21 protein-coding genes are annotated in these 24805 nt (G+C 47.1%); 9 read left to right on the top strand and 12 right to left on the bottom strand.

All coding sequences use genetic code 11. The annotated features are described in order from the left end of the window. Positions 1 to 191: 191 nt before the first annotated feature. Positions 192 to 2102 carry a T9SS type A sorting domain-containing protein gene (locus I5M27_RS09955; RefSeq protein ID WP_200506061.1) on the top strand — a complete coding sequence of 637 codons (1911 nt, stop codon included), beginning with the start codon at positions 192 to 194 and terminating at the stop codon, positions 2100 to 2102. A 486-nt stretch (positions 2103 to 2588) separates the two neighbouring features. Beyond that, positions 2589 to 2774 (top strand): hypothetical protein, encoded by a 186-nt coding sequence (locus I5M27_RS09950; RefSeq protein ID WP_200506060.1) that lies wholly within the window; start codon positions 2589 to 2591, stop codon positions 2772 to 2774. A gap of 83 nt (positions 2775 to 2857) precedes the next feature. On the opposite strand, the gene I5M27_RS09945 is transcribed toward I5M27_RS09950, so the two are convergent. From I5M27_RS09945 to I5M27_RS09915, 7 genes are all read right to left on the bottom strand, one after another. Then, positions 2858 to 5062, bottom strand: a complete 2205-nt coding sequence (locus I5M27_RS09945) for a T9SS type A sorting domain-containing protein (RefSeq protein WP_200506059.1) — start codon at positions 5060 to 5062, stop codon at positions 2858 to 2860. Positions 5063 to 5710: 648 nt separating this feature from the next. Then, positions 5711 to 8023 carry a T9SS type A sorting domain-containing protein gene (locus I5M27_RS09940; protein ID WP_200506058.1) on the bottom strand — a complete coding sequence of 771 codons (2313 nt, stop codon included), beginning with the start codon at positions 8021 to 8023 and terminating at the stop codon, positions 5711 to 5713. A gap of 427 nt (positions 8024 to 8450) precedes the next feature. After that, on the bottom strand, positions 8451 to 9059 hold the full coding sequence (locus I5M27_RS09935) for a sterol desaturase family protein (RefSeq protein WP_200506057.1): 609 nt from the start codon (positions 9057 to 9059) through the stop codon (positions 8451 to 8453). Between the two features lie 60 nt (positions 9060 to 9119). After that, positions 9120 to 9650, bottom strand: coding sequence for a shikimate kinase (locus I5M27_RS09930; RefSeq protein ID WP_200506056.1), 531 nt, complete (start codon positions 9648 to 9650; stop codon positions 9120 to 9122). Between the two features lie 2 nt (positions 9651 to 9652). After that, positions 9653 to 10717 (bottom strand): ABC transporter permease, encoded by a 1065-nt coding sequence (locus I5M27_RS09925; RefSeq protein ID WP_200506055.1) that lies wholly within the window; start codon positions 10715 to 10717, stop codon positions 9653 to 9655. A gap of 89 nt (positions 10718 to 10806) precedes the next feature. After that, positions 10807 to 11898, bottom strand: a complete 1092-nt coding sequence (locus tag I5M27_RS09920; RefSeq protein WP_200506054.1) for a BT_3928 family protein — start codon at positions 11896 to 11898, stop codon at positions 10807 to 10809. A gap of 235 nt (positions 11899 to 12133) precedes the next feature. Next, a complete protein-coding gene (locus I5M27_RS09915; protein WP_200506053.1) occupies positions 12134 to 12679 on the bottom strand; it encodes a DUF1599 domain-containing protein in 546 nt (181 codons plus the stop codon). Positions 12680 to 12723: 44 nt separating this feature from the next. On the opposite strand from I5M27_RS09915, the gene folP reads away from it, so the two are divergent. The 3 genes from folP to I5M27_RS09900 all read left to right on the top strand — a co-directional run bounded on the left by folP (position 12724) and on the right by I5M27_RS09900 (position 15290). Further along, complete coding sequence (folP, locus tag I5M27_RS09910) at positions 12724 to 13584, top strand: dihydropteroate synthase (RefSeq protein ID WP_234462475.1); 861 nt, start codon at positions 12724 to 12726, stop codon at positions 13582 to 13584. Further along, positions 13581 to 14423, top strand: a complete 843-nt coding sequence (gene cdaA / locus I5M27_RS09905; protein ID WP_200506052.1) for a diadenylate cyclase CdaA — start codon at positions 13581 to 13583, stop codon at positions 14421 to 14423. The genes folP and cdaA overlap by 4 nt, the downstream gene beginning before the upstream one ends. A gap of 240 nt (positions 14424 to 14663) precedes the next feature. Beyond that, a complete protein-coding gene (locus I5M27_RS09900) occupies positions 14664 to 15290 on the top strand; it encodes a hypothetical protein (protein ID WP_200506051.1) in 627 nt (208 codons plus the stop codon). 125 nt (positions 15291 to 15415) lie between these two features. On the opposite strand, the gene I5M27_RS09895 is transcribed toward I5M27_RS09900, so the two are convergent. The 4 genes from I5M27_RS09895 to I5M27_RS09880 form a co-directional block, all read right to left on the bottom strand. Then, the gene (locus I5M27_RS09895) at positions 15416 to 16051 is read right to left on the bottom strand and encodes a peroxiredoxin (protein ID WP_200506050.1); all 636 of its coding nucleotides are present in this window, start codon (positions 16049 to 16051) and stop codon (positions 15416 to 15418) included. A gap of 157 nt (positions 16052 to 16208) precedes the next feature. Beyond that, the gene (locus I5M27_RS09890) at positions 16209 to 16778 is read right to left on the bottom strand and encodes a tetratricopeptide repeat protein (protein ID WP_200506049.1); all 570 of its coding nucleotides are present in this window, start codon (positions 16776 to 16778) and stop codon (positions 16209 to 16211) included. A 207-nt stretch (positions 16779 to 16985) separates the two neighbouring features. Beyond that, entirely contained in the window at positions 16986 to 18176 is a 1191-nt protein-coding gene (kbl, locus tag I5M27_RS09885; RefSeq protein ID WP_200506048.1) for a glycine C-acetyltransferase, read from the bottom strand. A gap of 84 nt (positions 18177 to 18260) precedes the next feature. Then, positions 18261 to 19625 (bottom strand): hypothetical protein, encoded by a 1365-nt coding sequence (locus tag I5M27_RS09880; RefSeq protein ID WP_200506047.1) that lies wholly within the window; start codon positions 19623 to 19625, stop codon positions 18261 to 18263. A 116-nt stretch (positions 19626 to 19741) separates the two neighbouring features. On the opposite strand from I5M27_RS09880, the gene I5M27_RS09875 reads away from it, so the two are divergent. The 4 genes from I5M27_RS09875 to I5M27_RS09860 all read left to right on the top strand — a co-directional run bounded on the left by I5M27_RS09875 (position 19742) and on the right by I5M27_RS09860 (position 23788). After that, positions 19742 to 20713, top strand: a complete 972-nt coding sequence (locus I5M27_RS09875; RefSeq protein ID WP_200506046.1) for an NAD-dependent epimerase/dehydratase family protein — start codon at positions 19742 to 19744, stop codon at positions 20711 to 20713. Positions 20714 to 20969: 256 nt separating this feature from the next. After that, the gene (locus I5M27_RS09870) at positions 20970 to 21794 is read left to right on the top strand and encodes a hypothetical protein (RefSeq protein ID WP_200506045.1); all 825 of its coding nucleotides are present in this window, start codon (positions 20970 to 20972) and stop codon (positions 21792 to 21794) included. A 157-nt stretch (positions 21795 to 21951) separates the two neighbouring features. Further along, positions 21952 to 22269 (top strand): thioredoxin family protein, encoded by a 318-nt coding sequence (locus I5M27_RS09865; RefSeq protein WP_200506044.1) that lies wholly within the window; start codon positions 21952 to 21954, stop codon positions 22267 to 22269. A 73-nt stretch (positions 22270 to 22342) separates the two neighbouring features. Further along, positions 22343 to 23788, top strand: a complete 1446-nt coding sequence (locus tag I5M27_RS09860; protein WP_317193578.1) for a DUF4403 family protein — start codon at positions 22343 to 22345, stop codon at positions 23786 to 23788. Positions 23789 to 23985: 197 nt separating this feature from the next. Here I5M27_RS09860 and I5M27_RS09855 read toward each other — a convergent pair whose 3' ends face one another. Beyond that, a complete protein-coding gene (locus I5M27_RS09855) occupies positions 23986 to 24798 on the bottom strand; it encodes a hypothetical protein (protein WP_200506043.1) in 813 nt (270 codons plus the stop codon). Positions 24799 to 24805 lie beyond the last annotated feature (7 nt).

Below are 24805 nucleotides of genomic sequence, written 5' to 3'. Positions count from 1 at the left end.
CTTTTTATAAAATTGAAAACACCAAAGCAAAACGCTATGCTTTCACTGCACAAACGCTATGCTTTTACCGCTTAAAAGTCGGGGTTTCTGAAAATTGCATTTACAGTAGCAGGCCTTAATAAAAAGTAGTTTCAGTTATGAAGCAAAAACTTTCTGCCAGCTCTAAAAAAAACCTTCAATTCCATTTCAGCATGAAACACAGTTACCTATTTCTTTTCTTTTTCTTTTTACTGCTTGGCAGCGTGAAAGCGGCCCCCGGCGATACCTCGGTGGTGCAATCGGGACATACGCTAACCCAGCTGGCCAATTTCGGGAATTACGATGCCCCGGCCGTTTTCCCTACTACCAGCACTACTTACCGCGATATTACCATGACTTTTACCCTGGGCAAATACCAGTGTCCGGGCAACCCGCAATACTGCGGCGACTGGGATTATACCGCCCAAATCTTCCTGATAACGCCAACTGACACCTTCGAGATCGGCCGTTTAATTACCCCTTATGCCAACGTGCAGCGATTCCCCTGGAACTGGCAGCACCGTTATAATTTCGATGTAACCGATTACGCCCAATACCTGAAAGGCAATACCAGCATCCGGATCCATTACAGCGGTTACTCGGGCGGCTTTACGGCTAACGTTAAATTCACCTTTATTGAAGGCACCCCGCCCCGCAACGTAATAAAAATAGACCGGCTCTGGAATGGTGGTTTTGGCTACGGCAACCCGGTTTCCATCGAAACGCAGATGAATGCCCGTACCAAATCAATGCCGGCAAACGCGCAAACCGCCGTCCTGAAATTTAACGTTACGGGCCACGGCTCCAACCCAGGCGATTATTGTTCGGAATTCTGCAGCAAGTATTACCGCGTAAACCTGAACGGGGCCATGATCGCGCAGAAAAACATCTGGCGCGATAACTGCGGCTTCAATAACCTGTATCCGCAAACCGGCACCTGGGTATACGACCGCGCCAACTGGTGCCCCGGCGACGTGGTGCAATCGAACTTTCACCCGTTAGTCGGCCTTACGCCCGGCAATAATTATAACGTAGACGTAGATTTCCAGGCTTATAACGTAGCCAATTCGCAGGCCTCCTACATTGTGGAAGGGCAGATCATTTATTACGGCGCTTATAACTACACCACCGATGCCGCCCTGGAAGCCATTATTTCCCCCAACAACCACGAAGCTTATTTCCGCTCCAACCCTGCCTGCGAAGAAGCTAAAATACTGGTAAAAAATACGGGCAACACCGTTATAACTTCCCTGGAAATAACTTATGGGCTGGCAGGCGGCACCTTGCACACCCTGCCGCTCACGCTAAGCATGCAGCCGGAAACAACCGAAGAAATTTTACTGCCCGGCAATTCCGAGTTCGTAACCATGGGCAACAACAAGGCAAAATTTATTACGCGCCTTACCAAAGTAAACGGCTCTGCGGATCTGAACCTGCTCAACAACGAAATGCAAACCGAATTTATGCCCATGGCAGTCTGGCCGAACGATCTGGTGGTAAGACTTTCCACAAACAACGTTGGCTCCCAAACCAAATGGCGCATTTACGATGCAGCAGGCAACGTGGTAAAATCGCGCCTCACTACGGCCAGCCGCACTACTTACAGCGATTCTATTCAACTGCCGGCCGGCTGCTACCGCCTGGAAGTAACCGATACGGGCTGCAACGGACTTTCGTGGTGGGCGGCGCAAAGCGAGGGCACCGGTTCGCTTAGCGTGGCATCTCAAACCAGCAGCGGCAATTTCCCGCTGAAAGGATACTTTAACGGCGATTTTGGTTGCGGCTTTACCGAGGCTTTCCGCGTTCAGACAGCCCTGGGAACGAAAGAAGAAAAAGCCGCCTTTAACCTGGCAGTATTCCCGAACCCGGCCCAAACCACTCTGAATGTAACTATAAAAGAAAACAATAAACCGCAGGGCGCCACGCTGGAATTACTCAACACCCTGGGCCAGCAGGTTTACCGGGCCCAGGCGCAGGGTTCCCATATGCAGATTCCGGTGCAGCATTTGCCGGCTGGTATTTACATTTTAAAGTGCCAGCTGGGTGATAAATTCGTGCAAAAACAGATAGTGATAGGTAGATAAAATACACCATGCAGCTGTTAAAACGAAAAGGGGTTGAGAACAGTTTTAAACTGTTTTAGCAGCTGTAAGCTATAAAAGAGCCGGTTTTTTAAGCCGGCTCTTTTTCATTTTATCAGCATCACTTTCCAGGGAAAAGGCTATGGTTTTAACCATAAAAACTGCCCTTTGCTGCTGCCTTGCCTTTACGTTCAGCGGTTTTATTCAGGCGCTCAAATAGCCAGTATTTCCTAATTCCTGCTGCCTGAACTGAAATTGATCCGAAAAACTTACCCTTTGGGAATCAAAGCATTAATCTTTTTACTTTTTCACTTCCAAACCATAGCGTTTTTTAAAGTACCAGGCGGGAAATTGATTTTTAACGCTAAAAATCCTGAAAGCTAATCGGCCCGTTTTTCAACCTTTTTGTCGCCGAAACAGTAAACGTGTTATATATATCCGGAAGGCAATATTGCCGGCGGAATTATTTTTAACCAACCTAATAAAACTATGAAAGATCTGAGAGCTTATTTTGTGGCACTGTTGGTGCTGCTTACGTTTACCCTTTCGAGTTGCGAAGTGATCGGCGATATTTTCAAGGCCGGTATGTGGACGGCCGTGGTGCTGATCGTGATCGTGATCCTGATCATTATGTGGCTGCTGCGCATGATCCGTGGCCGCGGCCCGAGGCCATAAACCTTGCTGTAACCAATGAAATGCAATAAAAAAAGTCTGCCTTTTACAAGGCAGACTTTTTTTATTGGAAAGTATAGCGTTTTTTACTGACGTACTACCTTTAAAGTACTAATTCCGCTTTCGCTTACCAATTGCAGGAGGTAAACCCCCGCTTTCAGGTTTGGCAGATCGTGCAGCGCAACTTCCGAAGCGGAAGTAAGCGCTTTGCTGTAAATTTCTTTGCCATCCAGGCCCAACAGCACTACTTTTTGTAAACCATGGTTTGAGTCCAGTTCCAGGTTTAAGGTCTGCTCAAACGGGTTAGGATAGGCATTGGCAAATTGCGTTGGCTGTTGCTGCTGCGCAATGGCAATGATCGAAGAATATTCAAAGGCGCCGTCGGTATCGGTTTGTTTCAGGCGGTAATAGGCGGTGCCGGTTGCAACAGGTTTTTTATCGGTGAACTGGTAGGTTAAAACCTGGCTGCTGTTGCCGGCGGCATTAACGGTACCAATTGCTTCGAACGTTTTACCGTTTAAAGAGCGCTCCACAATAAATGCAGCCGTATTTTTCTCCGAAGCAGTAGCCCAATTCAGATTATTGCCGTTATTGGCCGCTTTGCCTTTGAAATATAACCAGCTAACCGGCAACGGATTGCCCGGCCCGGAGAACGTCCAGATCGAGAAAGAGCTGGTAGTTAAACTTACGGTCCGTTCCGTGCCGCTAGCATCGAAAGTAAATACATTGCCTACCGGTTTCCAGGTTAAGCCATTGTCGGTGCTTTTCCAGGCTTGGGCCAGGGCATTAATAGTGGCCGGGAAATTTTGGCCATTGTCTTCAGTAGCCAGCCATTTAAAGGTCATGTTTACCGGAGTGCCGGCCTGCGTTTGCGGCGAAATATGCCACGAACGTTTAATGCTTTCTTTGGTAGCGTCTTTCGGGTTAATGATAGCTGCATCGGTAGTACGGGTTACTTTTACCACGCCCCAGTTTCCGCCGCCGGTATTGGTGAACGTTACGCCCATATTACCGAAAGAGGTAGTACCAGTTCCGTTAATGGTAGCCGATTTTAACATTTTTCCTTTAAAATAGTGGGAAGAAGTTTCGTTAACGGTAGCATTCGGCCCTAAGAAAAGCGTATCAGTTTCGGTGGCCAGCAGGTCGCTGTTCAAAAAGCTGAGCGTGCCATTTACGGTAGTTTTCCCGTTTAACATCTTGGTGCCGGAGCCCGAGATAGTCAGGTTACCGTAGGTTACATTTTTAACATCCTGCGGACCGCTACCATTGTAGTCTACGGTACTGTTTCTTCCCAGCGTGCCCAGCAAAGGTATGGAACCCGCAATTTTTAGCGTAGCATTGTCTGCCACGTCAATGATAGCATTGTTTATTGAAAACCCGGCCGGAATGGTAAAAGTACCTTCGGAAATCAAAACCTTTGTACCGGCTGCTAACCCCCAATTGGAATTAATGCTTGCAGTAGTTTTATTGGCCACAACAAACATACCTGAATTGAAATTAGCAGGCGCTGTACCGCTACCATCTGCACCTGGGCCCCAGCTAGCTGGCAGAGTTAAGTCAGTTGCATTCGATTTACTGTAGTAAATAGGTGCTGCTTGATCTACACTAGGTGTAATACTTACATCATCTAAACCTATATAAAATCCGCTTGTATTTGCATCTTGCCAGCGTAACATTACCTCTTCGTTAGCTGCAAGAGTAATATTCAACACGAAAGTATGAACTGTTCTAATGGCACTTCCATCGGTTGCTCCTCCTCCTCCTCCTCCTGGATTCAGACTTGTATTTCCTGTAGTAAGTGCGGTCCATCCGGTGCCACCTAAGTCAGTAACGTTCTTTTTATAGTGGAAATTTATAGTAGCGCTAGGATTACCACCTGGTCTTCTCCACTGTTCAATTGTATACTGAATGATTAAAGACTTAATAGGATCTCCTGTAGTATTTTTAACACGCATTCCATAATACAGATCGCCAACAGCTGTGCCGGCACCTCTTACACCACCCAAAGCTAAATCAGCAGAGTTTCCAAAGCTTCTTAAACCAGTAGTTACAACGGAACCATCACCACCTGCAATAGCAGTAACACCGCTAGCACTTGTGCCGTTATGTGCTACATACACCCCCGGAATGGTGGTGTTATTGGTAAAGTTTCCGGTTTGGGGCAAGCCATCGAAATTCTGGGAATAAGGCCCCGATAAAAGCGCCTGCGCGTTAGCATTCAGACCTCCCAAACACAGCAAGGCGGTGAGCAGGGTTTTACCAGAATTAAGAAGTAGATACTTAGCGATCATGGGTTTAATTTTGAATTAGAATACTTCGTTTTTAAATCGAACTATTTACATCGCAAAACTAAACAAAAGATTGCATTATATTGAATGTATTCAAGAACAAACTACACTTATCTTATTTTATTAATATTTAACGAATATATTTTTTAACTATTTTTTTAATAAAGAGTCCTCTTATCCAGAAAAAAATTGGAATAATTTAATTTTTAAGATCAAATAAAATCGAATATTTTAACGATTTTTTAGCATTATTTCACAACAAAACCCTAATAACCAATCGTTATAGAAAAGTAAAATTGCAGTTCTAAAATCCGGTACTTTTTAAACAAATTATTACACTATAACTTTTACCGCCGGAAACCATAGCCTGCATGCTTAAAAAATTTCCTGAAAAAATCCAGTAAACTTTTTAAGCATTTCAGCATAAATAACAAAGCAAGACACATTTCTTCTCCCTAGCCTTCGGACTAAAACTACCCCAAGCTATTCCAAAACCGGACACTTTTTAGCTGGTTTTCAGCCAGGCTACCGGAAATTGCCTTTGCTCTGAGTTAAAAACGGTAGCGTTTTCAGGGTAAAAAGTAAAGCGTCAAATTCAGAAGCCGCGGCCAGCAAACCGACTTTCGGGCCTGAAACCTATAGTGTTTTTGCTTATTGCTTCACCATTCGCAACATGCTTACCTGATTTCCGGTTACAATTTTAAGAATATAAACGCCGTTTGCTTCCGAAGTAAGATCTATTCCGGTGCCGTTTTTTAAGGCCGAAGCCTCCATTGCCAGTTCTTTTATCAGCTGGCCCTGCGGATTAAGAATACTCACCTGCACGGTGCCGGTAAACGCTGCCGCCACCTGCAGTACCGCTTGCCCGGCTGATGGGTTTGGATAAAGCTCAAAAACGGGTGCCGCGGTCGCCGCTGCCGAAACAACAACTATTTTAGAAAAAGTGGTTGTGCCATCGAAATCGGTTTGCTTCAGGCGGTAGTAGCTCATTTCTGTTGGTGCAGCCAGATCGGTGAAGGAATAGGTGAAAGCCTGAGACGTGGTGCCTTTCCCTTTGAGCTTGCCGATCTCAGAAAACGTTTGCCCGTCGTTGCTTCTTTCCACAGTAAAGAAATCGTTATTGAGTTCCTGGGCAGTTTTCCAGTGGCAAACTATACCGTTTTCGGCGCGTTTGGCCGTAAAGCTTACTAACTCTACCGGCAGCGGCTGCGGGTTGCCAGACATCATGCTGAACGGAGAGAAAGAAGTAATACCGCTGCGGGTAAGTGTGTAGCCGCCGGTTATGGCCGACAATAAAGTTGGCAGAGAGGCGGCATAATCCCACTGGTTATTTTCGTAATGCACAATTTTGGCCTGGCTTACATCGAAGCCGGTAAGCGAACCGATCACGTTCAACAAGCCGCCCACCAAGGTGGTTTTTACTTCAAAGGCGATGGTTAAATTAGAGCCGCCACTTACTGCTTCGTTTACGATCCAGGTTTTCCCGAAAGCATTTTCGGTAAGAGCCTGGCCAACCGGAACATTATTGGTGTAGCTAGCATATACTCCGTCTATCACTTTCACACTGAAAACGTCGGCAGTGGCGGCATTGTTTTGCGTCAGGGTAACCGGCAGGTATTCGGTAGCCGTACCTACCGGGAAAAGCACTTCCTGGCTGTTGTTCTTAACTTTTAACTTCAGGCGGCCGTTGCCTTTGGCAATTACGTAATTGACTGCAGAAGCATTATCGATGGTAGCGCCTTCTTCTAGAGTCAGGTCGAAGTTATCCAGGTCTAATTTGGTATTCAGCCGCAGTTTCTTTTTAACCCGGGTGTTGGCTTTCAGTTTTTTATTGCCGTTGCCGATCTGCAGGTTGCCAAAATCTACGTTGGGAATATCGCTGGCGCTATTAAAGTTTACGGTGCTCAGATCGCCCAGCGTACCCAATGTGGGCAGGGTAGCATTTTCGAGCGTTAAAGTGGCGTTATCGTTCACGTCTACCAAACCGGTAAGTTTCTGGCTGCTATTATTCGGAACAATTAATTCGCCGGCGCCCGTAACGATCAGTTTCGCACCGGTGCCTATTGCCAGGTTAGCCGGTAACGTATATGAAGTGCCTTTCGGGTCGAAGATAAAGATGCCATTGGAAAAAGAAGCAGCTGAGGTTCCCGAACCATCAGGACTCGTGTTCCAGTTGGCTACTTGCGTAATGTTATTTAAGGTAACTGTGCCGATCCAGCTGGTAGCAAAAATATTGTAATACACATTGGTATTACCGGCAATCGGGGTAACGGAAATATCGTCGAGAGCTAGGTAGTTGCCGCTGTTTACGGCCGGATTTTGCCACCGCAGCATTATCTCCTGACCGTTGGCAAGGCTTACCGGGATGGCGGCCGTTACCATGGTCTTATTTTCGTTTCCATCCAGGGCACCGGCAGCCCAGCCCCCATTGGCGGAGCCGGAAATGCTTAAAGCCGTTACCGTAGTCCAGGCCGGCGAAGTTGCTATAAGACTGGTTTCGGAAGCGCTTTTGCGATAGCTGAAATTCATGGATGCGTTGGCAAAATTCCAGAAGCTAAGGCCGCGCCATTCTTCTAGGGTATAAGAAACAATCAGCTGGCTAATGGTAGACCCGGTGGTATTTTTGAATCTTATGCCATAAGAGATCGTGCCCGTAGTGGTAGAAGTTACGCCGCCTAAAGCGCGATCTGTTTCTCCAGTATTACCAAAGCTTCTGATACCAGTTGCAGCATTATTGCCATCGCTGCCGGTTATGGTTTTTGCGCCGGTCAAGGCTACATACCAGCCCGGTAGGGTGGCATTATCGGTAAAAGTACCGCTTTGTGGCAAGGCATCGAAATTCTGGGAATAAGGGCTGAGGCTTGAAATATTTACCTGCGCTTTGGCTCCCTGAATTCCTGCCAGAAAAGAAAGAACTAAAAAAGATTTACCAACAAGTTTAATAAAAGAGCTTGGAGCGTTCATGAATAATTACGGTGCCAGACTTAATTTTAAAGCCATTAATTGAGACGACAAAACTAAAGCAATCATTCGAATTTTTATAATTTTAATTACTTATGTTAAAATTTTATAAAAATAATGTAACAGACAAAATATATTTTATTATTTTAACAATAAAGACAATGAAAATTTATAATGTTAAGTTTCTAGAGACAAAGATTTAATGTTCAGATTTTTAACCGCTGAAAAACCAAGCCTAACAGCATAATCCTTTCATTTTTTTTTTTACCCGTCAAATGACTTCAGAAAGAAAATTTCTTTAAATTTTTATACACCAAAATACCAAACTACTTCTGCCGGAAGGCCCTTGCAAAGGCCAGCTTTATCCTGATAGAAAAAGAAAAAGGGGAAACCCCGATGGAGTTTCCCCTTACACAGCCTGCGCTGCAATTTATTTTTTCCGCTCGGGCATGGTACCGAAAACCCAATCCCAGAGCGGGGAAGAAACCCCATAAGCGCGGTTCGGATCTTTGTAGTGATGAATGCTGTGGTGGATCCAAAGCGTTTTCAGGAAGTTTTTGGGTGGGGCGTAAGCATGTACGGCATAATGCACGAACAAATAAAGCGCATAACCAAACAGCAAACCTGCTACAATACCAAATACAAACTGGCCAAAGATCAGTTTAAAGGTAAAGAACAGGAACGAAGCGATGAATAAACTTACGATCGGTGGCATAGCCAGGCGGTCTTTGTCTTTCGGGTAGTCGTGGTGGTTGCCGTGAAATGTGTACTGAATATTTTTCTTTATAGGCGTATCGGTTTCCATGTGAAATACGTGGCGGTGAGCCATGTATTCGATAAGCGAGAAAATAAGCCAGCCAACTAAAAACAAACCCAGCGCCGAAAGTACATTCAGGAAGCCGTTCATAAAACCATAAATGATCAGGCCAATGGCAATAATAATAAAGATTGAAATAGGTACGGCAATGTGCGTTTTAGTCAGACGTTCCAGATAAGGGTTTTCGAAGATCTGGGCGGTTCCCTTATGATTTGGTTTCATAGTAGTTTATGGTAAGGTTGGAGATTAAGCGAATAAAAATTTAAAGAGCTGTTCCTGTTTTCAGGCAGTACTTTCGTAGCGGTTTATGAATGCCGCCAACGATGCTCCTGCCGTAAGCTGAACGGACGGGTTCTCAAAAATAATACCAGCCTGCTCATAAAAAGTTGCACGCTCGCGCAGAGTTTCCCGTAAATATTTCATTACAAGTGGTTTAGTTTTATTTTTTAATAAGGGCCGGGCTGACAAATCGGACGCCAGCAGCCGCTCTGCCAATACTTCCGGCGAAACTTTCAGGTAAACTGTCAGGCCGTGTGCATGCATGAACGCCATATTCTGGTGGAAGCAGGGCGTGCCGCCGCCGGTTGCAACTACGAGTTTTTCGGCCGAAAAGGATACCGTTTTTAACGTTTCAGCTTCCAGTTCCCGGAAATAAGCTTCGCCTTTTTCTTCGAATATCTGCGGAATGGTTTTACCGGCAGCTTCTTCTATGGCTTCATCCAGATCCAGGAAAGTGCGCCCCAGCTGCGCAGCCAGATTCCGGCCCAGGGTTGTTTTTCCGGCGCCGGGCATTCCAATTAAATAAATGTGCATGGCTAGCTGAGTTTTACCCGCGGGTCGAGCACCGTATAAAGCAGGTCGACGAGGATGTTGATGAGAATGAACAGGAAGGCGATGAACAAGGTTGCGCCCATTACCACCGGAAAATCGAGGTTCTCTACCGCGCGCAGCGTTACCGAACCCAGGCCTTTCCAGTTAAAAATGTATTCGATGAAGAACGCGCCAGCCATGAGCGAAGCCAGCCAGCCCGAAACGGCGGTAATTACCGGGTTCAGGGCATTTTTTAAGGCGTGTTTCTGAATGATGCTGCGTTTGGAAAGGCCTTTGGCTTTGGCCGTGCGGATATAATCCTGGCTCAGCACATCTACCATGGAGCTGCGGGTGAGCTGCGTGATAATGGCCAGCGGCCGAATGCCCAAGGCAAAAGCGGGCAAAATCAAGTTCTTCAGTTCCAGCTGGCGGCCTTCAAACGGATCAATCTCGAAAAGCTGCCCGGTTAAATTCAGGCCCGTATAATGGCTCCAGTAAAACCCGAAAGTCATGGCAATGAGAATAGCGGCTACAAAACTGGGCACCGAAATTCCGAGAATGGACGTGGAAATAAGCGCGTGATCGAGGAAAGAATGCGGCTTCAGGGCGGCAAAAACGCCAAATAAAATTCCAACTATCGAAGCGATGAGCATGGCCGCGCCAGCCAGCCAAAGGGTTCCGGGAAAATGATCGACTAAAATATCGGTGACGTTTTTATTACTTTGAAAGGAACGGCGCAAGTAAGGCGTTTTCCAGGCCAGCACTTTTTCGCCCGGAAACCCTAGCATTTTGGTGTATTCGTATTTGGCCTGCGTAACCGAATCTGCAGCATGAATACCAAGTGGCGAAATATCGTTCACGTAGTAAAGCAATTGTACCGGCAGCGGTTTATCAAGCCCCAGTTCTTTGGTGATGGCTTCGCGGGTGGAAAGATCGGAGCGCTGACCGGCCAGCATGGCTACCGGATCGCCGGGCAATACGTTGAACAAAAAGAAAACGGTTACCACCACGCCCAGCAAGATCAGCAGGCCGTGCGCGAGTCTTTTAAGTAAAAAGGATACCGTTTTCAAATTTCGTTGTTCGTTATTCGTTGTTCGTTGTTCGTTACCCGTTATTCGGAAAAACCGAATTATAAGATTTCGAACAACGAACAACGACTTTACAATTTCGCTTTAATCTCCTCTGCCGTTGGCACATCATTTCTACTCCATTTGCCAACCACTACGCCATCTTTCAACAGCATAATGCCCGGGTTGGAGCGCATCATGGTTTTGAGCACGGTAGCATCGGTGAAGTAGAAAGGCACGGCCAGGTTTTGTTCGTGGCGGAAAACGTCGAAGGCTTGTTTGCTGCTGGAAGTTAAGGCCCAGGTTTTAACGGGTGCGTTCTGCAAACCGGCAACCAGTTTGTTTATTTCCTCATAAGCATCTTTATCGGTTTTTTCTACGGCGTGCACCAGGATCAACAGTTTGTTGCCGGTGAAAACTTCTTCGGTAAACGTACCTTCGTCGTTCCACACACTGAAATCGGTGATCTTCGGGCCGGCTTCCGGGTTCAGGGCAACCATTTGTTTGTACACCCAGGTGGTATCGGTCGGGTAAACTTCAAATTCCTTTTCTTCGCCGTTCTTTTCCATAATGTATTTGTAGCGGAGCGGTTCGGAAGGTTTCATGAGCGCCGGAATGTTGTTGCCGATCTTATAGGCCCGGAAATCGATAATCGGCTCGTGCAGAATGGCATACATGCCCACCGCCAGCGAAAATACCGTAGCCATACCGGTAACCAAAGCGCCGGCAGCATAGTTTTTCGGCGCCGGAATATAGCGTTTGGTAGCCAGCAGGATCACGATCATGACCAGCAGCACAATGTCTTTGGTAAACGATTCCCAGGGCGTGAGTTTAATGGCATCGCCGAAGCAGCCACAGTCCGTTACTTTGTTGAAATACGCGGAATAGAAGGTGAGGAAGGTAAAGAAAACAATGAGTGCCAGCAGGAAATTCAGTACCGTTTTTAAATGCCAGCGCATGAGCAGAGCCACGCCCAGCACAATTTCCAGCACGTTCAGAATCACGGCCAGCACCAGACTCATCGGTTTGAAATTCAGGAAAAACGAACCGAAATCATGCCCGAACACTTCGAAATATTCTTCCAGCTTAATAGCAGTACCCGCCGGGTCGTTGATCTTGATTAAGCCGGAAAAAATAAAAAGCACTCCGACAAAGATCCAGCAAAAACGCGTTATCCACTTCATAATCGTTTGTTTTACCCCGCCCCGGCCATTCCCTTAATTCAAGAGGAAGGAAATTTTGGAGCAGGTAGTTTTTAGTTTAGTTTCTTCCGTTGTAGTCTCAACCACCCTCAGCCCCTCCTGCCCAGGAGGGGAGCTTCGGCAGTAGTTAGTTTTTAATTTCCGTTTCTATTGCCAGCTGAAAACGCTATGCTTTCAGGCTCAAAAAGTCCAGATACCAGATATTTGCTACCAGATACTAATTTCCGAACCCCAGCTTGATCAGAACGAAAACGGCGTAGTTAATCATATCCCGGTAGTTCGCTTCCACGCCTTCCGAAATTAAAGTCTGACCCTGGTTGTCTTCTATCTGCTTGGTGCGGTAGAGTTTCATCAGGATAATATCCGTTATGGACGTTACCCGCATGTCGCGCCAGGCTTCGTCGTAGTCGTGGTTCTTGTTTTCGAGCAGGGCTAAAGTTTCGGCAATTTCGGTGTTGTACATTTCCTCCACGCGTTCGGCCGAAAGCGTCATTTCCGGATCGTTTTGCAGCTTCATTTGCATGAGCGCGATCACGCAGTAATTCACGATGGCCACAAATTCCGAGGTAATATCTTCGTCTACTTTCTGCACGCCTTTCTCCTGAATGGAGCGGATGCGCTGGGCTTTGATGAAGATCTGATCGGTGATACTCGGCAGACGCAGCACGCGCCAGGCGGTGCCGTAATCCTGCGTTTTTTTCACAAAAGTATCGCGGCAAACAGCAATTACCTTATTATATTCCTGAAGGGTTTGATTTATCAAGTTTTTAATCTTACTTTTAAAACAATTGAACCAAAATACCGGTTTTGAACGCGAAAGATACATTTTTTTCTCCTAAAACTACGCTCAACTGCCAGGGAAAAATCCTGAGTCTGCACCAGCCTGTAGTCATGGGAATCCTGAACGTAACGCCCGATTCTTTCTTTGCCGGCAGCCGCACTACTTCCGAAAAAACAGTGCTCGAACGGGCTGAAAAACTGCTCTCCGAAGGCGCTGCGATCTTAGACATTGGCGGTTATTCCAGTCGTCCCGGCGCGTTAGACATTTCAGAAGAAGAAGAGCAAAACCGTATCGTTCCGGCCATAAAAAGTCTGAAGCAGGAATTTCCGGATGTCGTTATTTCAGTAGATACGTTCCGGGCCGCAGTGGCCGAAGCTGCCATAGAAGCCGGCGCTGCCATTATTAACGATATTTCGGGCGGAACCATAGATGGCAAGATGTTTGCTACAACAGCCGCGCTGCAGGTTCCGTACATTTTAATGCATATGCGCGGCACACCGCAAACCATGCAAACCTTTACGCAGTACCACGAGCTGCTGCCGGAAATGCTACGGTATTTTGCCGAAAAAGTGGACGCACTGCGCCAATTAGGCGTAAATGATATTATCATCGATCCGGGTTTCGGGTTTGCCAAAACGGTAGAACAGAATTACGAAGTGCTGAACCAGCTGGAAATTTTCCGGATCCTGGAACTGCCGGTTCTGGCCGGTATGTCGCGAAAATCGATGACATACAAAACGCTGGGCATTGGCCCGGAAGAAGCCTTGAACGGCACTACTGCGCTGAACATGCTGGCTTTAACCAAAGGCACAAAGATACTGCGGGTGCACGACGTAAAAGAAGCGGTGCAAACCGTTAAATTATATACCAAAACAAAAACTGCGTGATAAAGCTGTTTACAATCGGTTTTATGGATATCGGCTGGATCGACGTGCTCGATGTGTTGCTGGTTACCATACTATTGTATCAGCTTTATAAACTCATGACGGGCAGCGTTGCCCTGAAGATCTTCGTCGGTTTCCTTTCCATTTACCTCACCTACCTGATCGTAAAAGCCGCCGGCATGGAATTGCTGACTGCTATCCTGGGCCAGTTTATGGGCGTGGGCGTAATTGCGGGCATCATTCTTTTTCAGCAGGAGATCCGCAAATTCCTGCTCCTGATCGGTAAAACCACGGCTTTCAACAACGAAAAGCTGTTCCGTGGTTTTCCGTGGCGCAAAGAAGAAACCACCGACCGCATGAACCTGACGCCGTTTATTGAAGCGGCCAAAAGCTTAGCCGGCAAAAACACAGGTGCCCTGATCGTTTTTGCCAAAAGTTCCGAATTGCAATTTTACGCCGATTCCGGCGATTTCCTGGATGCAGCCATTTCCAAACGCCTGCTGCTTTCCATCTTTAATAAAACCAGTCCGCTGCACGACGGTGCCGTGATTATTGCCGCCAACCGCATTAAAGCCGCGCGCTGCATTCTGCCCGTAACCGAAAGCGACGATGTGCCGGCTTCTTTAGGCCTGCGCCACCGCGCCGCCATCGGTCTTTCCGAAGTAACCGATTCCGTAATTTTAGTAGTAAGCGAGGAAACCGGCCAGATCAGTATTGTGAACGAAGGCGCCGTGTACCGCAACCTGTCTTCCTCCGACCTGCGTTCCAAACTAAATCAATTCCTCTTCGATGGCCGCCACAGCAAACCCGCTTTCGAAAAGATCGGCCAGCCGGCGGTGTAATTATTGAATTGTTGAGTTCTTGAATGAGAGAATGATTGTATTGACAATTGTTCATTGTCAATTGTTGATTTTATCATCTTTCTTGTCATTCCAGGCATTCCTGAGACGAGTATCGAGAGGACCCAGCGTAGCTGATGAGGAAACTTATGAAGCTTATAAAACGCTATCCTTTGCAGCGTAAAAACCCACCAGGCTTTGTGTTCTCAAAAAGAAGTTTTACTTTGTTAAAAATTTCTTCTTATGCTTCGGATAACTTCTTTGCTTTTAGTTTTGCTTTCGCTGATTTGCAGCAGTTGCTCGTCTGTATATATGAGTGCTTATGGTATTAAAAACCCGGAGAAGTTAGACCAAAACCAAATTGCTTCACAAGCCAGAAAATACAATATTCCCGCTGAAAATTCTTTTGAACTTGATAACGCACCATATTCCGAATTTCTGAAAAGCTTCGATCAGAAACGTTACTATCAGCAAATTTATAACCATAGCCAGCCGCTGCAAGCTTTATATTTCGACAAAAACGGCGACTTAAAAATTTTCTACATTAATTGCTATGCGGGCGGCTTTCCAAACTTAACCTGGGATAAAGACGGCAACTTCAATTCCTTTCCACCAAGTTTACAAGCGCCAATAGATTCGCTGGTAAATTTACAAACGCTAAGCCGCTACCTTAAACCAATTTCTATTGCACAACTTTCCCCGGAAAATTCATCCGATTTTACCATTGTGGTTTTTTGGAACCGGATGATGGAACGTCAAAGTAAACGATTTATTGAGACGGTGCAGCAGAATTGCGCCAAAGCCGGAAACCAAAAAATACAGCTGCTCTACGTAAATAATGACGACCTTATGGCCGAATTCTGGAAATAAAAATGAATTCTGGAAATAAAAAAACGCTATACTTTTCCGTTCAGAAAGTATAGCGTTTTTCGTTTAAAAAAGCCGGAAATTTCAGAAAACCATTTTCAAATCTTCGAATTTCTAAATCTTCAGATTTACTTGTTCGGCTGCGGCGTCATTCTTAAATATGGCTTGATCGTACGGCTTCCTTTCGGAAACTTTGCCGGCACATCTGCATCCGGAATCGCGTTGGAAATCACTACGTCGTCGCCATCTTTCCAGTCGGCAGGCGTAGCTACGCTGTAGTTGGCGCTTAATTGCAAGGAATCTAACACGCGCAGAATTTCCTGGAAATTACGGCCCGTAGAAGCCGGATACGTAAGCGTTAACTTGATCTTTTTATCCGGACCGATAATGAAAACGGAACGCACCGTTAAGGTATCATTCGCGTTCGGGTGGATCATGCCGTAGAGGTTGGCTACTTGCTTATTTTCATCGCCGATGATCGGAAAATTCATGGTGGTGCGCTGCGTTTCGTTGATGTCGGAAACCCATTTATTGTGCGATTCCACGCTGTCTACGCTTACGGCCAGCACCTTGGTATTGCGCTTATCGAACTCGCTTTTCAGTTTGGCAACTGCGCCAAGTTCGGTGGTACAAACGGGAGTAAAATCGGCAGGGTGCGAAAATAATACGCCCCAGCTATCGCCAAGCCATTTATGAAATTCGATGGTGCCTTCAGTCGTTTCGGCAGTAAAATCCGGGGCAATATCGCCTAGTTGTAAAGCCATTGCTGTCTGTATTTTAAAGCAACGAACCGTTTCGTTGCCAGTATCTAACCCAAAATTGCGACAAAAGTTTTTGGCATCCAAGCACAATAAATTGCAAACGGCGCAACCCGTTCAGGCTGCGCCGTTTAACATTCAGATACTTTTCAGCAACAAAAGCCTACCGTTTTTCCGCTGAAAGATCCTGCGGTTCGGAGGTTTTTCCTTTCAGGAATTCGGCCATCTGGGCTTCGTTCATGTGCATGAGTTTGAGCAAACCCTGGGCATCGTCGTTAAACGGATGGTCCTGATAAGTACGGATAAATTCCTTCAGTTTTAAAGAAGCGCGGGCCGTATCCTGGGCTTCGGCGTAGGCGTTGCCTTCGTGGAAAAGCATCATCGGCCGGTTCTTAAATTCCGGATAATCTTCATAAGCCTGCGCGTACATTTCAGCTGCCTTCGGGAAATCGCGGAGCACGCCTTCGTATAACTGGCCGGCCTTGAATAAATAGATCGGGCTCAGGGTATCTTTCGGAAAATCGTTGGCAAAGAACTGGTAGTTTTTTATGGCGTGCATAGAAAGCGTTATATCCGGATTTTCTTCCTTCTGAATAGAAGCTTTGATCTGGTTTTCCAGGCTATCGATCCTTTGCACGGCCGTTTCGCGCGGCGTTAGTTTTGCTTTTTCGGTGCCTTTATTGCAGGCCGCTAAAAACAGGATGGGTAAAAAGTAAAAAAGTATGCGTTTCATTATTTGTTATTGAATGAGAGAATGATTGAACGAGAGAATAATAAACTTCATTCAACAATCTTTATTGTGTCATCCTGAGCCTGCCGAAGGAACTAACTGGTACTTCTATGGAATTTGACGGAAGCAATAAATTTCTTTCCTAATTTAGCTTTCGTGTGGGTTCGGTACCCGTTAGTTCCCTCGACAAGCTCGGGATGACCGGAAAAATTATTTCAACACCTTAAGCTCCTTACCTACTTCGGTAAAAGCAGCAATGGCTTTATCTAAATGGGTCTGGGTGTGGGCAGCGGAAAGCTGTACGCGGATACGGGCCTGGCCTTTGGCTACTACCGGATAGTAGAAACCAATTACGTAAATGCCTTTTTCCAAAAGCTTCGCGGCAAAATCCTGGCTCAGTTTGGCATCATAAAGCATGATAGGCACAATTGGGTGCACGCCCGGCTTGATATCGAAACCAGCGGCAGTCATTTTTTCGCGGAAGTACATGGTATTTTTCTCCAGGCGGTCGCGCAGTTCGGTGGTATCGCTTAAGAAATCCAGCACGGCAATGGAAGCGCCTACAATGGCTGGCATCAAAGAGTTGGAGAACAGGTACGGACGCGAACGCTGGCGCAGCATTTCAATGATCTCTTTCCGGCCCGAAGTAAAACCACCCATGGCGCCGCCCAAAGCTTTGCCCAGGGTTCCGGTAATGATATCTACGCGGCCCATTACGTTGCAATGCTCGTGCGTGCCGCGGCCGGTTTTGCCAATAAAGCCCGAAGAATGCGATTCGTCTACCATTACCAGCGCGTTGTATTTGTCGGCCAGATCGCAGATCTTATCTAATTGCGCAATGGTGCCATCCATGGAAAAAGAACCGTCGGTAACGATGATGCGGTGTTTCAGGTGCTGGCTTTCCTGTAGTTTCGCTTCCAGATCGGCCATATTGTTGTGCTCATAGCGGTAACGCTGGGCTTTGCACAAACGCACGCCATCGATAATGGAAGCATGGTTCAGCGCATCGGAAATAATACCCGAATCTTCGCCTAAAAGCGGTTCGAAAACGCCGCCGTTCGCATCGAAAGCTGCCGCGTAAAGAATGGTATCTTCGGTGCCTAAAAAAGTCGCAATTTTCTGCTCCAGCTCTTTGTGAATATCCTGGGTGCCGCAAATAAAACGAACCGAGCTCATACCGTAGCCGTGCGTATCCAGCGTCTTTTTGGCGGCTTCAATTACTCTTGCATCAGAAGCTAAACCTAAGTAGTTGTTGGCGCAGAAGTTAATCACTTCGCCGGCTTCGTCGGTTTTAATATCGGCGCCCTGCGGGGTAATGATGATGCGTTCCTTTTTGAATAAACCGGCTTCATTGATGTCGGCCAGCTCTTTTTCTAAAACGGGTTTTAAGGTATCGTACATATTTTTAATTGTTAAATTGCTTAATGGCTAAATGGTTACTTGTTTTTCTATTAATCATTTGTAGCGTGGGGTTTAAACCCTACGCTACAAATGTTGCGGATCTTCTTTATCGCTTTCCGGTTTGGCCGGGCGTTTGAAAACTGGTCTGGGCCTTGGTGGTTTCGGCGCCGGTTCCTCGACTTTTTCTTCGGTTTCCCCTACCGTTTTACTTTCTGGTTTTCTTTCCGAATCTTCAGCTGTTTCGGCGGGCTTTTCAGGAATCATTTCTGCTGACTTGGCTTCGGGTTTTGGCTCCGTTTCCGATAGCGTTTTCCCGGGTTCGGCATTATTTTCCGGAGCATTGGTTATAGCAGCCGGCCGTTTGAAAACCGGCCGTGGCCGCGCGGGTTTTGGCACATGGCCGGCCGCGGCGGCAACTTCCTCGGCAGCTTTGGCTGCTTCCGGGTTATCGTGAATTTCATCTGCCACCGCTTTGGTTTCCGAGGCGCCTTCCTGCCCCGGAATGGCCACCGGATTTTCGGTTGCTGTTTCAGGGTTTACTTCTTCGACTTTTCCGGCCGAATTGCCTACCGTTTTTTCAGGTTCCGCAGCGCTGGTTTCCGTGGAAGCTGTTGCCGAAGGACGCTTGAAAACCGGTCTTGGCCTGGCTGGCTTTGGTGTTTCCGAAGTATTCTGATCCGCCACTTTTTGAACTAAATCCCCTACCGTTTCGTGATTTTCCGAAGCCGGTTCCTCTGCTTTTTCAACGGAATTTCCTGACGTTTTTCCCGGCGTTTCTTCCGGTTTGGTTAAAGCCGCCGGGCGTTTGATTACTGCCCGCGGACGGGCTGGTTTTGGCAGAGCAGTTTCCGGGTTTTCAGAAGTTAAATTTTCTGTTTCCGGTTTAATGTCTTCTGAGTTTATTGCTTTCGGCTTACTTTCTCCGGCAGTTTCCAGAGCTTTTACTGTTTCCGGGGTTTCAGAAGAAATTTCTTCGGAAGAAGTTGTAGTTGGTTTCCTTATTACGGCTCTGGGCTTAAAAACCGGCCGGACTGGCTTGGCAACAGCGGCTTCCTGCGAGGTTTCGCTGTCCGTAGATTTTGTTTCTGCCGGTTTGGTTTCGGGAATTTCAGCTCCAGACTTTGCAGTTATTTCAATCGGAATTTCCGGTTGGGCCGTTTCAGGAGTTGCGGTAGCGGCGGGCCCTGGAATGGCAGCTCTTCGGCCGGCTGGTCGGGCTGGAGCGCCGGCAGCGGCAGCTTCTGAAGCGGGCGCGACAACCGGTTTGGGTACTTCGGCAAGCCAGAAATTCCGCCGCACATCGTTGAGCACCATTTTAACCATTACGTAAAAACTTTCGGGGTGCATCTGGCTGTACCAAAGCTGCCATTCGGCAAAGCGCTGGGGCTCTGCGGCGGCAAAAGCGGCTACGTTTACGCGGCGTTTGGTCAGGTATTCCTCGAAGGTCATAGGCAAAAAGGACGGCAATGCGCTTGTACAAAGATATTAAAAGCGGCGTTTCTTTGGCGTTTAATTTTTAGCTTTCGCGCATAAATGGTTAAATTGCACAAATTTCCGAATCTGAAATGACGAATACATCCGATACGATTTTAGTAGTAGGCGCCGGCGGTCAGCTGGGCTCCGAACTTACCATGGAACTCCGCAAAATGTATGGCGATGCCAACGTGGTAGCTTCCGATATTCAAACCCCGAAAAGCGAAGAACTGCGCGAATCTGGTCCTTTCGAAACGCTGGACGTGCTGGACAAAAACCGCCTCGGCGAGCTTTACGGCAAATACAAATTCAAACAGGTTTATCATTTAGCGGCCGTGCTTTCCGCTACCGGCGAGAAAAACCCGAAATTCGCCTGGAAACTGAACATGGACGGCTTGTTTCACGTGTTGGATGCGGCGCTGGAACACAAAGTGGAGAAAGTTTACTGGCCAAGCTCCATTGCCGTTTTCGGCCCGAACACGCCCCGCGAAAACACGCCGCAGCATACTATCATGGACCCGAATACGGTTTATGGCATCAGCAAACAAGCCGGCGAACGCTGGTGCGAATATTACTTCGAGAAATACGGCCTGGACGTAAGAAGCCTGCGCTACCCGGGTTTAATTGGTTACAAAGCATTGCCGGGCGGCGGCACCACCGATTACGCGGTAGACATTTATCACCAAGCGCTGGCGCAGCAAACCTACGAATGCTTCCTTTCGGAAAACACGTATCTGCCCATGATGTACATGCCGGATGCTTTAAAGGCAACTTTAGACCTGATGCATGCGCCGGCCGAACAGGTAAAAGTGCGTTCCTCATACAACCTGAGCGCCATGAGTTTCTCGCCGAAAGAGATCACCGAATCCATCCAGAAGCATATTCCGGATTTCAGCATTTCTTATAAACCCGATTCACGCCAGCAGATTGCCGACTCATGGCCTATGAGCATAGACGACAGCGCCGCCCGCGAAGACTGGAACTGGAAACCGCAATATAGCCTGGATGAAATGACCAAAGACATGCTGGAGAACCTGAAAAAAATGCAGGAAATTCCGGCCTAGTTTTTCGGGTCAGAACCCTACCGTTTTCAAAAAAAACCTTGCGGCCTTAGGGTGCAAGGTTTTTTTATTGTCTGCACGTAAAGCCAGGCGCATATAAAAAAGCATTTTTAAATGATTACCTACAGAAAACCAGCTAATTCCCTAATCACACCTGGTTTTCATAAGTATATTTTAATAATAAACCGTACTTTTGCGGCCGCAATTTCAGGCAACCACTAGGTTGTTAATTCTTTAACTTTCATTCTTCATAAACACTATGAAAAAGATCCTTTTAACGGCAGCTCTGGTGGGCGGCTTTTTCTGGAACGCTTCTGCCCAGAATGGTAAAACTACCACCAAAACCAAAACCACTACCGGCACAACCACGGGTACTTCTACTACCACAACCACCCAGGAAAACAATGCCGGCGGCACCGAGCAAACCAGCACCAGTAGTTCGGGCGGCTTTTTCCAGCGCGCGCAAAACACCAACGGCGATATTAAAGCAACCGGCGGCGATATAGCCCTGGAAGCCAATGTAAATATTTTAAGCGGCGGCGTGAGCTTAAGCAACTCCCTGAACCAGATCCGTGGCCGTTATTTCCTGAGCAATGATATGGCCTTGCGTTTAGGCACCCACTTGAGCTTTAATACCACCACCCCTGATCCGGACACCAAAACCCGCGCCATCGAATTCAGCATTGCGCCGGGAATTGAAAAACACTTTGCCGGTACCAACCGCCTTTCGCCGTATGTAGCCGCAGAATTACTGATCGGGTTGCGTTCGGCTCACGCCGAAATGGATGGCCCGGGTAACTCTGAAATAGAAGTTAAAGGCGCTTTCGGCAACGGCGACAATAACAGCCGGGGCTATTTCCTGGTAGGCTTAGGCGCAGTAGGTGGTTGCGATTTTTACATTGCCCGTCACCTTTTTGTAGGGTATGAATTAAGCATGGAACTCTCCAACCGCTCTTTCTCCGAAATTGAAACCATTACTACGTTAGCCGACGGCACAGTAATTACCAATAAAACCGACGGCAACAGCGCTTTCAGCTTTGGCCCGAACGTGCGTAACGGCATCCGGGTAGGTTTTGTGTTCTAGAAAACGCTGGCATTTCAGGCTCTAAAAGTCCCGGCGGTTAATCTGCCGGGACTTTTTTTTGCGCTTCCCGAACACCAGGCAGGTTTTGGCGACTACGGGCGAACAAACCTTCTCCGGTATTCGTTTGTTTAGGCTTTGTAGTATTTATTCCAGTATTATGCCCATAAAAGAAGCCACCGACCAAGAACTGCGCAACCTCATTTTCGAAAACCCTAAAGTAATTGTAAAGTTTACCAAAACGGATTGCCCGGTTTGCGAACGTATGGGTAGAACTTATTTAAAGCTTTCGAACCAGGCGCGCTATAACGATGTTGTTTTTCTGCGCATGGAAGCTTCGGAAAACCCGGTTTCGAGCCAGGAAGTACATTTAACCGGTACGCCCTTCTTTGCCACTTATAAAAACAGCGTGCTGGCTACCTGCAAACTTATTTCCGACGAAAAAGAACTGGAAGAGCTGCTGACCGAATTGCAGTAAACCTTTGCGGGCAAACACAACCGGCCGGAAAAAATCGTAACTTGCGCCGTTTTTCAAAAACCTGATAACCTACGTGAAACGATTTACCCACCTTGCCTCTGTTGCGCTGTTTTGCAGCGCATTTTCTGTTTTACCGGCCTGCAAAAGCACCACTTCGCTCAACACCGCCACGCCCGTTTCCGAAGCCGCCCCGGCGCCAAAATTCGAGCGCAAACTTTCTACCATTAACGTTCCGGTTTCTTTTAAAGTAACCACGTTGCAAAACAAGCTGAACCAGGAATTTAAAGGCCTGCTTTACAACGACGAAAACCTGAACGACGACAACGTAGCCGTGAAAGTGTGGAAAAAAGGCGATGTAGGCGTAAAAGCCGAAAACAACAAAATTTATTTCACCATTCCGCTGCGCATCTGGGTAAAAGGCCAGTACAAATGGAAAGCCTGTGACGTTTGCCCAACGCTCGAAAAATCGGAAGCTACCGAGTTCGACTTTGTGGCCAAAAGCGAAAGCGCCTTAGCCTTTACCGAAGATTATAAAGTTAAAACCTCTACCGTGGGCGATTTTGCCTGGGGCGATACCAAACCCGTACTGGAACTTGGCCCCATGAAAATTGGCTTGGCGCGTTTTGTAGAACCGGCTTTGCGCAGCCAGATGAGCGAACTTACCAAAATGCTGGACCAGGAAATCCAGGCCCGCGTAAACATCAAGCAATACATTCAGCAAGCCTGGAACCAGGTGCAGCAACCCATTAAAATAGACGAAACCTACAACGCCTGGCTCAAAATTACGCCAACCGCCATCCGCGTTTCGCCGCTCGTAGCCCGCAACGGCGAGATCAGCATGCGCATTGGCATGAATTCTTACATCGAAACGTTTACCAACGGCAAACCCGCTTTTAAAACCAACCCTACCCTGCCCAAACTTATTACCGACAGCCGCATTCCGGACGATGTACAGATTGGTTTAAGCGGCGAAATCTCGTACGATTACGCTACCAAACTGCTGAAAGAACAACTGGCCGGCCAGACGTTCAAGTTCGAAGGCTCGGACGAAGTAACCATTAAAGATGCGGCTATCAGCCCAAGCGGCGACAAACTGATGCTGATGCTGGACGTGGACGGAAAAACCAAAGCCGGTTTCATCACCAAGAAAATCAAAGGCAAAGTATTTTTACAGGCCATTCCATATTACGATGCTGAATCTGGGGCCATTAAAGTGCGCGACGTAGATTACAACCTCGAAACCCGCGACAAACTGCTTTCTTCGGCGAGCTGGCTGGCTAAAAACAAGTTCCGCAGCATGATCCAGGATCAGATCAGTTTCCCGCTCAAAAACCAGCTGGAAGACACCAAAAAGCAGATCCAGAAAGCGCTGAACGAACAAGGCCGCGTACACGAAAGCGTGATGCTGAAAGGCAAAGTAACCGATCTGGTACCCGATAATATTTACCTGACGCCAACTGCCATTAAAGCCGTAGTAAATGCCAAAGGCAACATTATGGTAGACATCGACAAGCTGTAAAACGCTATGCTTTGGGGCTAAAAAACTAAAAGCCTGCTTCTGAAAACCGGAAGCAGGCTTTTTTTTGTGTGCAGCAACTTTTCAGGAGGCATGTACGGGTTAAAAAAATCCTGTCAATCTTTTAATCCTGAAAATCGTGTTCAGAAAATTATTGGAATAATGTGCGGACAGGTCGCGACCTGTCCCTACGGGATCAATTATTTGATCTGGCTTTTATCGATCGGGGTTGGGCTCAGGAACAGGGCTTTGGGAACTGATTTAACCACTTTCAGGTGCGAGATGCGTAACGTATCCATTTGCGAATCGCGGTTCACGGCCAGTTTCATGCCGTTAAAATCTTTGTAATCTGCCCATTTACGAATAAAGGCCGGTTCTTTATCTTCTTTCGAGCCATAAAATGCCCAAAGTACCGGCAAGTGCGTTTCTTTATCGATCCATACATCATGCATATTATCCGGGCTTATTCCCACTCTGTCGAAGGTTAAGCGCAGCACGTCGGCAGGTTTACCATTCGGGCCTTTTGCTTCGAACCTGTACTTGAGCGTTACGCCCTGGTCTTTCATTTTATAAGGCATGAACAGGAAATACGTATTTGAAACGAAGTGCGTATAGGCGGTACTGAGTTTGTTGTAAAGCTGCACGGTATCGGTTTCTTCCACGCCTTTATCAAAAACGCGGCCGCCGCCTTTGCTCATGGCCAGAACAGAAACTACGTTGCCTTTTTCGTGGCGGAAAAGGCTTTCTTTTTTATCCCAGATATTATATTGCCCGAAAAAGGTCCAGGCGATGTAGCGGGTATTTTGCCAGGCGTCGTAACCACCTAAAGCTTCCATCATTTTATCGGCAATTTCAAGGGCTTTTTTATCGGAGCCTTCTTCGTTAAAACCCGGTTGCGCCGGATACACTTCTTTGGAACCGCCGCCGTTGCAGCCAGCCAAAAACAGGAAACTAAAAATGCTTAAAAGTTGCAGCATGCGCACCGGTTTCCGGCGCAATTGGGAGTGGATCATAGGTTTT

Source organism: Adhaeribacter terrigena (genome assembly GCF_016623615.1).
GTDB classification, from domain to species: Bacteria; Bacteroidota; Bacteroidia; order Cytophagales; family Hymenobacteraceae; genus Adhaeribacter_A; species Adhaeribacter_A terrigena.
Note: the sequence above shows the minus strand (reverse complement) of the source record. Positions and strands in the feature narration are given on the sequence as shown.